The organism is Candidatus Nitrospira nitrificans, assembly GCF_001458775.1.
Classification (GTDB): Bacteria; Nitrospirota; Nitrospiria; order Nitrospirales; family Nitrospiraceae; genus Nitrospira_D; species Nitrospira_D nitrificans.
The window spans coordinates 162,978-176,055 of the sequence record NZ_CZPZ01000031.1 but is presented as its reverse complement, the minus strand read 5'-3'; the positions used below and the strand labels follow the sequence as shown (position 1 = coordinate 176,055).

The following is a 13,078-nucleotide window of genomic DNA, read 5'->3' as shown; positions in this document are numbered from 1 at the left end:
CATGAGTATTTCTGAGCTCCCCTGGTTCTCGCCGGGGGAGCCCATCTCCGCATTGACCTCTACTCGCTGATTTGTTAGCCTCACGCTCTAGCGACCACTGCCGAGAATGTACAACCAACACCTACGCGCGTTTTGATCTCTATCCTGAAAGGATCGTCCATGGCCGGTTTAGCTGCTTCGCCTGAATTGCTCAGCGCCTTACACAACAAGGCCACTCAACTTCGCATCAACAGTGTTCGGGCCACCAGTGAGGCCGGCAGCGGCCATCCGTCGAGCTGCGCCTCCGCCGCCGATATCGTCGCCGCATTGTTTTTCTCCGTCATGCGCTACGATCCCCACAATCCAAAAGCGCCCAACGGCGATCGTTTTATCCTCTCAAAAGGACATGCGGCTCCGCTGCTTTATGCGGCATGGGCGGAGGCGGGTCTCTTTCCACAGAGCGACCTCTTAAAATTGCGCACCTTATCGTCCGATCTTGAAGGGCACCCGACTCCTCGCTTGCCCTTTGTCGATATGGCCACTGGTTCCCTTGGGCAAGGGCTTCCCGTTGGAATCGGCATCGCGTTGAATGCGAAATTCGTCGACAGAGTCGATTACCGAACCTACGTATTGATGGGGGATGGAGAATCGGTCGAAGGATCGGTCTGGGAAGCCGCCGAGATGGGCCGCCAATGTCGGTTGGATAACTTGTGCGCCATTGTGGATGTGAACAGGCTCGGACAAAGTGACCCCACCATGTTGCAGCACGACATGGATGCGTACCGTTCCCGGTGGGCCGGATTCGGTTGGCATGCCATCGTCGTCGACGGTCATGATCTCTCAGCCCTCCTCAAGGCCTTCGATGAAGCTGCCCAGACAAAAGGACAGCCGACCGTGGTGCTGGCTCGAACGTATAAAGGCAAGGGCATTTCGTTCATTGAAGACCGAGCTGACTGGCACGGCAAGCCGCTGAAGAAAGGCGAAGAGGCTCAGAAGGCGATCGATGAACTCACAAAGCAATTGAGCCCGAACGGTGCCGTGATTCAGATTCCAAAACCATCGGTTCCCAGCACCGCTCCCACCACCATCAGCCCGATGCCCGCCGCGCCTTATAAACTCGGTGATTCCGTCGCAACGCGTGAAGCGTTCGGTGTGGCATTGGAAGCCTTGGGGTCCGCTAACGCCGCGATCGTCGCGCTCGACGCCGACGTAAAAAACTCGACGTACACCGACAAATTCGGCAAGAAGTTTCCCCATCGGTTCTTTGAAAGTTTCATCGCGGAACAAAACATGGTGGGTGCCGCCGCCGGTCTGGCGGCCTGTGGCAAAATCCCTTTCGCAGCGACGTTTGCCTGTTTCTTAAGTCGCGCCTATGACTTCATCCGTATGGCCGCGATCAGTGGTTCGAACATTAAGCTCGTCGGGACCCATGTCGGTGTCAGCATCGGCGAAGATGGGCCGTCCCAAATGGGATTGGAAGACATCGCGATGATGGCGGCCCAACCAAACGTGACGGTGCTCTACCCCTCCGATGGCAACTCAACCTATCAATTAGTCGAGACCGCCGCGAAGCATAAAGGCATGGTCTACATACGGGCTGGAAGGCCAAAAACTCCGGTCCTCTACGGGCCGGAGGAGCGCTTCCACATCGGCGGCAGCAAAATCCTTCGAGAGAGTGGATCGGATGTCCTCACTATCGTGGCTGCAGGTGTCACGCTGTTTGAAGCCTTGAAAGCCTATGACCAACTCAAAACGGCTGGGATCGCTGTCCGTATCATCGATCTCTACAGCATCGCGCCCATTGATCGAACCACCTTGGTGGAGAGTGGACGCGCGACGCAGCGCAGAATTCTCACGGTGGAAGATCACTATGCCCATGGAGGCCTTGGCGATGCTGTTCTCAGCGCGGTCAGTACCGAAGGCCTCGCCGTCCACAAGCTCGCCGTTCGAGAAATCCCCCACAGCGGGAAACCGGAAGAGCTCGTGGATCACTACGGGATCGGCGTGAGGTCCATTGTCGAAGCAGCGAAGCGGATCATCAAGTAACTCCATCTTGACTATCGAGCGACAATGGACTCAGTCCGACTCCTTTCTTCAGGCCCCTGGAACGGCAAAACCGCCGAGTATATCCTCAACGGACTCACCAGGTCACCATACCGGCACGATCTGTTGACCTCGGCAGAAACCCGACGTGTCGGCCTGCAGCCTGTTTTCGAAAAAAATTATGATATAGTTGGATACGCCGATTGCAGGCTAGTAATCTCTTGATCAACTCACGTAAATAAGTAGGTAGAACGTCCACTACAACTCATAGGAGGTACGAATGACGAGAAGGAATGTATGTGTGTCAGTGTTGGTCATGGGATGCGCCCTGCTTCTTTCAGGAGGCCCAGCCTCAGCCGACGATCTCGCGCCCTTACCCCCGGTTCCGGCCGACTACGCGGGCAAACATATGCCCGCGGGCGGATGGACCGATCCCAAAGCCATTGAGGAAGGTGGAAAGATTTATCGAGGCGAGTTCAATACCGACATCAACTGCGCCAGTTGCCACGGTAAGGACGGCAAGCCGGTGAAGAAGGGGGCGCGCGATCTCCGAGACCCGAAGAATACGACACGGTACTCGGACAGCTATTGGTTCTGGCGTGTATCGGAAGGGGTCCCGAAGACGAAGATGAAGGCTTGGAAGGGGCTGTTGTCGGAACAGCAGATTTGGCAGGTCATTGCCTATCAGCACATGTACTCGCACGACGGGAAGCCGTCCGACCATTCCGACTACAAGCCATAATCATCGGATTCTGATCCGACAGAACAAGGGGAGAACGCGGGACACCGCTTCTCCCCTTCGTATTTTACGACACGCGAGCATCCTGACGACCCATCAGGATGGATTCGGCGAGACGAAGACCAGCAGGCTCAGCCTCTTGCTTGTATGATTCTTTACACCATGTTCCTCTCCAGCCGGCGCCAGAGTTCCCTGCCCAGCCTCAAGTACTTGCCGCCCTGCACCAACCTGAAACATCCCTTGCCCTTCTAAGACGATGTACACCTTATCCTGATGGCCATGGACATGCCCTTTTTGCTCCTGGCCTGGCTCTAAGCAATACACATCGCAGAAGAAGCGTTCCGTCTGAAACAGGTTATTCTTCTTCATCTTGTCGCTGCTAAACTGCTGATGATCTTTCAGTGTAATGACCTTCATCCTCGATACTCCATTCCTGGACGCATGATCGCTATTTAGGGAAGATGGGACAACAGTTTCTGGTACGACTGCTTCAGCTCGTTCAAGGCCGTCGTCATCCCCTCCTGCACGTCGTGCCATTTGGCATCTGTGGCGTTCTTCAATTCCTCTAGCCTTGCTTTGACTCCATCTTTCTTCTTCTCCAGCTCATTCAGTGACTTCTGCAGTTCCATGCGCGTGGATTCAGACGCTTTTGCCACCTTCCCACGCAACTCAGCGATTTGTCGTTGCAGAGCGGCCAATTCCTCATGCGCCTTACGCTCAATGGCCTCTTTTTGCTGAACGGTATACTCCTTGGTGGCCTCGATCGTCTCCCGGGCCTCTTTGACGATCTTCTCTGTCCCGGTCTTCGACTCAGCGGCCACATTCTGTAGGAGGCTTAATCCCGCCATCCCCACCCATAGAACCGCTATCATGCATGGATGTCGATACATCATCCCCTCCCTCTCCAAAGAGACAACAGCAGGTCCGTGACCCTTTCCAAGTCACCACCACTCAACTTTCTGAGGCAAGAAACCGACAAAGGACGGTCATCGGAAGATAATTCTCATTGAGGAGCCCTCCCTATGCCTTCTGAAACCCAGCCGGCCGCGAGTCAACTTGACCAGCTCGAACAGGGCTTGGTTCAGAAAATCAAAGCCAGTGACGTCGAACTTCCGTTACTGCCGCAAGCAGCCAGCAAGGTCATGGCATTGGCCTCGGATGCGTCCGCTGATGCCGCCAAACTCTCGGCGCTGATTCATCAGGATCAAGCACTCGCCGCGCACGTCCTACGGATTGCCAATTCGCCGGCCTACATGCCCCGCAGTCCGGTTGTGTCGCTCCAGCACGCCGTGGCCATGTTGGGCATCACATTGCTGTCCGAGATTGCCTTTACGGCATCATTAAAATCGGGCGCATTCAAAGTACCAGGATACGAAGAGGATGTAAAACGGCTCTGGCGCCATTCCCTCGCCAGCGGAGCCTTCGCCAAAGAAGTGGCTCGCATGAGGCGTGTCAACGTCGAAAGTGCCTACCTCTGCGGTCTCTTGCACGCCATCGGAAAACCCGTCGTCTTGCGGACTGTCACGACACTCGCGAGTCAACAGCGCATCGCTCTCGAGAAACCCCTCTTGTCCGGCTGGATTGCCGGCTATCACGCCGAAGTGGGTGCCCTGATCGCCGACAAATGGGGCCTCCCCAAACAAGTCGCGGTGGCCATTCAGTACTACGGAGACTACGACCATGCCACCGAGTTCCGTCAGGAGTGTCTGCTCACCTGCGTGGCCGATCTGTTTGCCAGTCATCTTCTGACACCTGACGAAATGCCGGAGGACTCCCTGCGCGAGCATTCCGTCTTCGTTGAATTAAACCTGTATCCCAAAGACATCGATCAGCTCATGACCATGAAAGATCGTGTGCTGACCGTCGTGAATGCGATGAACCTATGAGCACACCCAGCACATATGACATTATTGTAATCGGAGCAGGTCCAGCCGGACAGAAAGCAGCGGTCCAAGGGGCCAAGGCCAGCAAACGGGTCGCCCTCATCGAGCGGGAACGCGGGATCGGAGGCAGCTGCGTCTATCGCGGAACGATTCCCAGCAAAACGTTACGAGAAAGCGCCCTGCATCTCGATCGACTCAAGCGGGCAGGAGAAGCATTCCAATTCAGCCTGAAGCCGGATATGCACATTGCCACGCTCTTGAGCCGTCTTGAACACGTCGTGCAGGCACACGATTCGTTCATGAGCCAGCAACTTCGACGCAATGGTATTTCCCTGCTGCACGGCCGAGCGCATTTCCAGGATGAGCACACCATCGAGATGCACACCGTCGATGGCGCACAGCAACGACTGACAGCCGGCACCATCGTCGTGGCCACGGGGTCACGTCCCAGAAGTCCGCAGGAGATTCCCGTCGACCATGAACATATCCTCGACAGCGACTCCCTCCTCTCCATGATGTACCTGCCGCAATCGCTGACGGTGATCGGTGGCGGGGTCATCGGTTGCGAGTATGCGTCCATCTTTGCCTTACTCGGGGTTGAGGTCACGCTGATCGACCGCGCGCCCTATCCTCTCCAATTCATGGATCGGGAACTCGTTGATCAGTTCGTGCAAAGTCTCGAACAGAACGGCAGCCATTATCGAGGCGGATGTCAAATCACAAAGGTTCGGTGGGACCAGGTGGCGCATGTCGTCACGACATTGCACGACGCAACCGTAGTGAAGAGTGAAAAGATGTTGGTCGCCCTTGGGCGACAAGCCAACATCGAAGACCTGGAGCTCACGGCAGCCGGCGTCACGATATCGGATAAAGGACTGATCCCGGTCAATCAGTATTGTCAGACCAATATCGCGCACATCTACGCCGTGGGTGATATGGTCAGCGGTCCGGCACTGGCTTCCAAGGCCATGGAGCAGGGACGGCGAGCAGTCCGGCATGCGCTCAACCTCCCGGTGGGTGATGCCGCTTCAACCATTCCACTCGGCATCTATACGATCCCGGAAATGGCCGGCATCGGCTTGGATGAGAAGAACGCGCGAGAACGGTATAAGGATCCGCTGATCGGACGGGCAAAGTTTGAGGAAATCGCCCGCGCCCAGATATCCGGCGCAAGCCACGGCCTCCTCAAGATGGTGGCTGATCCGGCGGGTGAGCGCTTACTCGGGGTACAGGTTGTCGGGGATTCCGCCACGGAACTGGTCCACCTGGGGCAATTAGCCCTTCAGAGCGGCGCAACAGTCGAGTCCTTTATCGATAACGTGTTCAACTTTCCGACCTATGCCGAAGCTTATCGCATCGCCGCGCTCGATATCCTGGGCCAAGTGGCAAAACGTCGAACGGCCAAAGCCGCGTAGCGGCTTATCCTGGCCTTGGCAATCAGGCTACTGCATCTCCAAATCTTTGACCACATCATGTAGCCTGGCCCATTCGTCGGGACCGAGGTTCACAAACTCACACCCAAAACCACCGGATCGAAACCACCGAACTACTGCCTGGGAAAATCTGGATTGATGACAAGCTATTTCCACACCCTCTCACAAGAACCGGCAGGCTGTTCAAAAGGCCAATGTTTCACCCGTCCACCCCGGCGCGCCGAGACGCGCCTTTCCGCAGGCAAGGCCGCAGCTACCCGCTGGTTTTTCCTGTTGTTGCATCTGTCCTTCACGTTTCACCAGATACGCTTCACGCACTTTCAAGCGATGGGACCTGCCTCGCGAAGCCGCTTCGGCAAGGCGGGGAACGAGCTGGCGGACTTTTTCAACAGCCTGCTAGCCCTTTATGTTGCCGATCGGCCTAAGTTCCGCCACGGTTTTTGTGATTCCCGCACGATCGACCGCTTCGACCACCTCGGAGATATTCTTATAAGCAAACCCCGCCTCTTCGGCCAGCCCGGACATAGAGACCGCCTTCACAAGGATACCCCGCTCTTTCATTTGCTTTTGTACCTGTTCACCGCGAACAGCCTTCTTTGCCTGCGCTCGCGACATCGTGCGCCCCGACCCATGCATCGTTGAAGCAAAGGTGTCACGCACCGCTCCCTGCGTTCCCGCCAACAGATAGGACCCCGTTTCCATTGAACCGCCGCAGATGACCGGCTGGCCTGTCGTTCGATACCGTGGCGGGAGCTCAGGACTTCCCGGCCCCAATGCTCTCGTTGAACCCTTTCGATGGACCACCAGCTCCCCTTCCGGATACCGTTCGACTTTGGCAATATTGTGCGCCACGTCATAGACCAGCTCCATACCCAGCTCTTCCGCCGATCGGCCGAATACAGCGGCAAATGCTTCTCTGATCTGATGGGTGATGACTTGACGGTTGGCAAAAGCGACGTTGGCCGCACAGTTCATGGCCGCAAAATAGTCCTGCCCTTCGACGGACGCAAACGGCGCGCAAGCCAGTTGCTGGTCCTTGACGGCAATCCCATATCTCCGCATCGCTTTTTCGAATACTTTCAGGTAATCACTTGCGATCTGATGACCGAACCCGCGAGACCCGCAGTGAACCATCACGACTATCTGGTCCTGACCGGTGATGCCCCATGCTGAGGCTATCTCTTGATCAAAGACGCGATCGCTCGATACGACCTGTACCTCAAGGTAATGGTTCCCTGACCCCAAGGTCCCCAACTGATTGATGCCTCGACTGACCGCCTGGTCGCTGATTTTGGATGGGTCGGCCCCGGCGATACAGCCTCTCTCTTCCATCGCTTCCAGATCGTGATGCCAACCGAACCCCCGCTCAATACACCATCGGGCCCCATGGACCATGACATCTTCCAACGAAGAGCGGTCCAACCGAACAAAGCCGCTCGCGCCGACCCCCGCAGGCACTCTCCTGAATAATTCCGTCATCAATCGCTCAAGCGACGGTTGCACTTCCTTTTGGGTTAGATCGGTTCTCATGAGCCGCATGCCGCAGTTCACGTCATAGCCGACGCCGCCGGGCGAGATGATCCCCGTACGGACATCAAAGGCGGCCACGCCTCCAATGGGAAATCCATAACCCCAATGTCCATCCGGCATGCAGAGGGCGTACCGTCTGATCCCGGGAAGGCAGGCCACGTTCGTGACTTGCTCGAACACGCCGGCATCCATCGAGTGAAGAATGGCCGGCGTGGCATAGATCCGCGCAGGAACGAGCATGCCGTCTTTCTCGCCGGGCGGGATCTCCCACAGTTCATCGGTAATCCGAACGACCTGCATGGCGGTATTGAGCTTCATACATCCACCACGACTCTAACAGTCCATCGATGTCCTTCTTGGACAAGCCGATAAAGATGCTTGGTGATTCCCTTCACATCGGCTCTCAATGTCTGCACTGAGCCATTGACCGGCTCTCCATACAGCGCCCCTCTCAGTTTCCAACAGCCGGGATCCTCGTGAGTCAGCGTGAGTTCAGACCGGTTAAATACTACCCCCGCCGCATCCTTCCAGTACACGAGGTCCGAGAGCCAATCGAACAACAGTTCGGCAGGATCCTCATCTGTTCGTTCAATCGTTTGCCGCCACGTGGCCCCCACTGTTGGAGGGTCAGCCAAGGCTTCGATGACGGCGCATGTCGCTCCTTGAAAGACTTCCTGAAGCGAATCGCCGGAAGCATCGAACGCCAGATCAGCTGTGGCGATGTCGTCCAGAAAATGAAATGCGTGGGACATCTCTGTGCCGAAGCGGAGTGCTCACCCGATGGGAACATGCGGAGATGTGGGACCCTGGTCCGGATCGCGGTCTATCCGAGCTCGAAGACTTTTTGAAAATTGGTGAGATTGCGGCAGCCGTCCTTGGTGACCAACACCATGTCTTCGATTCGGACCGCTCCCAATCCTGGATAATACAGCCCTGGTTCGACCGTGACGACGTGGCCCTCTTGGAGGAGTGACCCGGTTCGACTGATCCGAGGCGCCTCGTGAATATCGAGCCCCACTCCATGCCCTGTCCCATGAAAATACCCTTGCATGCGTCCATTCACCAAACCGGTCTTGTATCCGGCCTTTTCAAACCGCGCGCAGATGCCCTGATGAATCTTCATTCCATCCGCGCCGTCCTTAATTTTGTCGATGGCGTCTTCCTGGGCATCCTTCACGACGCCATACAGCCGTTTGAGTTCCACGCTTGCCTTCCCGCGTATCACCGTGCGCGACATATCGGCAAAGTAGCGACTCGTGGCCGACCGAGGGAATACGTCGAAGATAATGCTGCGATGAGCCGGCAACGGTCCGGTCCCTTCATTATGCGGATCACAGGCTTGCTCCCCCCCTGCCACAATCGTATGCTGGGCGATGCAGTCGCGCTCCATGAGCTTCACGTTGACAAGTTTTTTGATCCGTTCCGAGGTCACCACCGCGCCGTCGAGCCAGAGTTGCTCATCCTTGACCTCGGCCCGGCGTAACATCGCGTGGGCTGCGGCCACGGCTTCTTCCGTCGCCCGCTGCGCGTCTTCGATATGACGGACTTCTTCAGCCGTCTTCACCACCCGCTGCTCATAAAACGGGTCCCGCTTTGGTTTGAGACTGTATCCCCGCTCTTGTAATCGAGCGGCATGGATGATCGGGAAATTTGCCGGCACCGAAAGACGGCGGATTTTGGACTCTTTCAACACCACGTGGACGATATCGACTGCCGTCGGGTCTTTGATTCCCTGTTTCTTCGCCTTCTGTTCAATGTCCGAGTAGGACAATACCCGATCCACCGAGGCTTGGGTCCTGGCGCGGTCCATTTCCAGATCGCTCATGACCATCACCCGCTCGCCTTTGATTTCGAGATAGATGAACGGGTCCGGCGCCATGAAGCGTGTGGCATAGTACAGATTCGAGTCAAGCTCGCTGGCGGCAATAAACAGTGTGGCCACTTCTGCTTGGGGAGTCGTCGTGCGTTTCATAGATGAATCAGCGTGACAACGGCGGGGATGGCGGGTGAGAGGAGCGGCCTATTCAACATTCTGAGCGGATGCTAACATGGGGGCGGGGGTCGGTCAAGAATAGTCGGTCACGAATCGAGCCTCTCACGGCACGGCGGGAGCCGGTGATGGAGTCATATCTCTTGGGCGCACTCCGGACTCTTCATCCGGCGTCATCAAATCGATAGGCAGGCTGAGTGTGTTCGTTAAGACGTCGACGGCCAGTTGAGCCAATCCCGATAGGCCGGACGCAAAGGACTTCACCGGCAGATAGGTGACTTCGGGATCTTCCATCGCTCCCTTCATGGTGAACATCGCCGTGGCGATGCCCTTGCGATCCCCTGCCACGATTCGCCCAAAGAGCGGAATCGTCTTGAGAAATTGCGAGTATGACCCGAACGGACTCACCGCGACGGCAAAATCCAGCTGGTCTGTCGGCAAGTCATAATTCCCGGCAGCCGTAATTTTCAGAATTGGGCTGTCGATGATCAGATTTTCCGTCTGAAACATCCCACTTTGAATCATAACGGTCGCGGATATCCTGTTGTACGGCAACCCCTCTTTTTCAAGATCGACCTTCCCCTGCAACACAGCCGGGAGGTTCAACAAGCTAATGATCTTCCAGACTGCCCGCTCATTCGTTTTCAGGATGCGCCCATTTTCCAACAACAACTCAACTTTGCCGTTCAACGAAGGATAGACCCCATGCGGATTGCGCCCATGCCCGCGAAGCACGCCGCTGAAGCGAACTTCTCCCGATGCGCCATGGACCTGAGCTTTGGTCAGCCGCAAGAGGTCTTCAAGCTCGACTCCGGTAGCCCTGAACGACAGGTCAAAATCCGCCGGCGCTTGGGGGGGAAGTTGCACGACGAACCGCCCGGCCACATGCCCATGGGGGGACTCGCCGGAAAGCCGATCGATATCCAGCACTCCGTCCTGAATATTGATTCGAGCGGCAAGCGAGCCGAATTTCAGATGCTTGTATCGGCCACGGGCAACGGCCGCCGCCATGGTGACATGGCTGGTCGCCGCCAACGTTTCGAGAAACCCCCGGATCGGAGTCCGTTCCCCCTTCGGAATCACCAGGCTCAAATCCAATTGATTGGACTCGATCTTGCCGGTGATGATCGGCTTCGCCATCCAATTTCGAACCGTGGCCTCTATGGCGACATCGCTCCCTTGAATCTTGAACGACAGCCGCTTGAGTTCGATCTCGTTGCGGGCGAACTTTACGCGGGCATAGCAGTCTTGTAGTGGCCCATCCATCCCTTTCGCCTGCATCAGCCCGTTCGTCAGTCCCATCCAGCCGGTCACCCGCCAGGTTCTCCAATCCGGCTCCTTTCCTTTGACATCGAGCGAGACTTCGATATTACCCGCTTCAAGCCCACCTTTGGATATCCACTCCGGAAGGCTGGATACCGACAACGTGCCGGTCGTGACAGCCATATCGATCATAAAACCATTGCCGAACTGCATGGTTCCCTTGGCAGGAATAGTCACGGAGGGCAGGACCAGCTCCACTCGCTGGAGCTTGACGCTGGTGGACTGAGGCATCACCCCTTCAAACTGCACAGTGGCATGAGGACCGGCGGGTTTTGCAATCACCCCAAACGCGACTGTGGCCTCATCCAACACAACAGACCCTTGGATATGAGGTCTCGCCGTCGAGCCGGAGAACGCAACCGTCGAGCTGAGCATCCCTTCAGACACAGTTTGTTCAATGCCCGAGGAACGAAACCACCGAACGATCCGGGCTGCATCGCCGCGCGCGCGAACGACGAAATCCTGATATTGGCTTTGGGGTCCTCCGGTGATGGCACCGTGAACCTGCACAGCCATTTCCCCAAGATGTCCGGCCACTTGATCAAACTGTGTGGCGCCATCGGACAAGACAAATCTTCCCTGCAGCCCGGTCACACGCTCTGGTAAATTCACATGGGTGAGACTGACCTGACGAGCCGTAATTTCCCCACCGGCAAACGTGATCCCACCGGACTGGTTCAACGGTCCCACGAGGCGAAACGTCGACTGCGTCATCCCCTCGGCATCACGGATACCCGCGAGCAACTGCGTGACGCGTTCGGCTTTCACCGTCCTCGCCAGAAAGTCTACAAACTGCGCCGCCGCCATCTCTCCCGTGATCTCCAGTTCGAGCCATGGGCCTGCGTCGAGAAACGACACCTCCGCCTTTCCACCGGTGATTTGCATCGCCCCGTACATGCCGGAAACCTTCGCAATGCGAACACGCCCTGTCTCGACCACCACCACCGCCGCGAGGTCTTTCGCGGCTATCCGATCACTGCCGATCAAGCCCCGACCGTCGCTGACATGAAACTCTCCGACCGTCGAAAGTCGGGGGCCCGTCGTGGCGGACCCAGTGAGCGTCGCATTCACCACTTGCACCTTGCCGTCGATCTGACGATCCACCAATAGGGCTGGCAGCTGAGAATGGATCCAGTCGGGGGGAATGGTTTTCAGCAGCTGCGGGAGAGCCACGAGAGAACTGCTGAACGTGACCGCAAACGTCGGCTGAGGAGTTAGAAGGCCGGCCAGATTGGCCGTGCCTTTTAGGGTGATGTTATTTAAATGCGCGGTCATGCCTGACAGAACCATGTCGTATCCGGCAACCCCCGGCATCACGCGAACGGTACTCTTCAGATTCAACGCTCCTTGAAGATGCTCGGAAACAGGCCTGGGTCCGAGAAAGTCGGCCGCGTCTCGTATCCTGAGATCAGCGGCGTCGATCTGTCCGTCAAACTGAAACCCAGTGGCCGATTCAGCCGTCTCTTCGCCGGACAACGATACCGATGGCTCTGCTCGTTTCACGACACCATTCAGTGACACAGCAGAGAGCCCTGAGTCTCCTTGATGAGCCGCGGACACATGGACCTCCGCCAAACCACGGTCAGGCCGGACCAGCAGCCGACACTCGACGTGCTCCAACTTGAGAGACCGAATGCCGTCGGGTCTGGCGGCATCGATCACCGTGATCGTTCCATTCACGAGGGTCGCCTCTCTGATCATAAGCGTTCGCCCCATCATGTCCATCGTGTACTGATCGGCATCCGTGGCCTGCCCATTCAATTCGTCGGAGATATTCCAGCGGCCGCGTTCGTTCCGCCGAAGCGTCAAGGTGGGTTCCTCGATCAGCAATCGCTTGCCGACCACTTGTTTTTTGAGAAGCGGCAAGAGGCGCAAGACCAAATCGATGCGCTTGGCCGTCAGAACAACCTGCTCTGATTCAGGATCGTGAATCTTGACATCGGTGAGTTCCGCTCGAATGCGCGGGAAGATCACAAACTTGACACGATGCACATCGATCTTTCTTCCCAGGCTCTCCTCCAGCTGTTCCAGGACAAAATCTTTGAGATAATCTTGGCCGGTCAGCTCCCTCGAAAATGAGAGGAACGCGATGGCCGACACCACAAGGACGAGTACGATCAGGAGCGCAAGCCGAAGACGGGACACACCACTCCCTTCA

10 protein-coding genes are annotated in these 13,078 nt (G+C 56.8%); 4 read left to right on the top strand and 6 right to left on the bottom strand.

What is annotated here, in order from left to right; translation table 11 throughout:
- The first annotated feature begins 159 nt into the window (after window positions 1-159).
- Together COMA2_RS14915 and COMA2_RS14910 are read left to right on the top strand one after the other, a co-directional pair.
- A complete protein-coding gene (locus COMA2_RS14915) occupies window positions 160-2,025 on the top strand; it encodes a transketolase (RefSeq protein ID WP_090899933.1) in 1,866 nt (621 codons plus the stop codon).
- 298 nt (window positions 2,026-2,323) lie between these two features.
- On the top strand, window positions 2,324-2,764 hold the full coding sequence (locus COMA2_RS14910; protein ID WP_175304639.1) for a c-type cytochrome: 441 nt from the start codon (window positions 2,324-2,326) through the stop codon (window positions 2,762-2,764).
- A gap of 93 nt (window positions 2,765-2,857) precedes the next feature.
- On the opposite strand, the gene COMA2_RS14905 is transcribed toward COMA2_RS14910, so the two are convergent.
- Both COMA2_RS14905 and COMA2_RS14900 read right to left on the bottom strand, forming a co-directional pair.
- Window positions 2,858-3,178 carry a cupin domain-containing protein gene (locus tag COMA2_RS14905; protein ID WP_090899927.1) on the bottom strand — a complete coding sequence of 107 codons (321 nt, stop codon included), beginning with the start codon at window positions 3,176-3,178 and terminating at the stop codon, window positions 2,858-2,860.
- 35 nt (window positions 3,179-3,213) lie between these two features.
- A complete protein-coding gene (locus COMA2_RS14900; protein WP_090899924.1) occupies window positions 3,214-3,633 on the bottom strand; it encodes a sll1863 family stress response protein in 420 nt (139 codons plus the stop codon).
- Between the two features lie 150 nt (window positions 3,634-3,783).
- On the opposite strand from COMA2_RS14900, the gene COMA2_RS14895 reads away from it, so the two are divergent.
- Window positions 3,784-4,647: an HDOD domain-containing protein gene (locus tag COMA2_RS14895; RefSeq protein WP_090899921.1), complete on the top strand. Its 864-nt coding sequence runs from the start codon at window positions 3,784-3,786 to the stop codon at window positions 4,645-4,647.
- Window positions 4,644-6,059, top strand: a complete 1,416-nt coding sequence (sthA, locus tag COMA2_RS14890) for a Si-specific NAD(P)(+) transhydrogenase (RefSeq protein ID WP_090899916.1) — start codon at window positions 4,644-4,646, stop codon at window positions 6,057-6,059. The genes COMA2_RS14895 and sthA overlap by 4 nt, the downstream gene beginning before the upstream one ends.
- A 414-nt stretch (window positions 6,060-6,473) precedes the next feature.
- On the opposite strand, the gene COMA2_RS14885 is transcribed toward sthA, so the two are convergent.
- The 4 genes from COMA2_RS14885 to COMA2_RS14870 form a co-directional block, all read right to left on the bottom strand.
- Window positions 6,474-7,925, bottom strand: a complete 1,452-nt coding sequence (locus tag COMA2_RS14885; protein WP_090899913.1) for an RtcB family protein — start codon at window positions 7,923-7,925, stop codon at window positions 6,474-6,476.
- On the bottom strand, window positions 7,922-8,359 hold the full coding sequence (locus COMA2_RS14880; protein ID WP_090899910.1) for an archease: 438 nt from the start codon (window positions 8,357-8,359) through the stop codon (window positions 7,922-7,924). The genes COMA2_RS14885 and COMA2_RS14880 overlap by 4 nt, the downstream gene beginning before the upstream one ends.
- 71 nt (window positions 8,360-8,430) lie before the next feature.
- Window positions 8,431-9,579 (bottom strand): M24 family metallopeptidase, encoded by a 1,149-nt coding sequence (locus tag COMA2_RS14875; protein ID WP_090899906.1) that lies wholly within the window; start codon window positions 9,577-9,579, stop codon window positions 8,431-8,433.
- 123 nt (window positions 9,580-9,702) lie between these two features.
- Complete coding sequence (locus COMA2_RS14870; RefSeq protein WP_175304638.1) at window positions 9,703-13,065, bottom strand: YhdP family protein; 3,363 nt, start codon at window positions 13,063-13,065, stop codon at window positions 9,703-9,705.
- Window positions 13,066-13,078 lie beyond the last annotated feature (13 nt).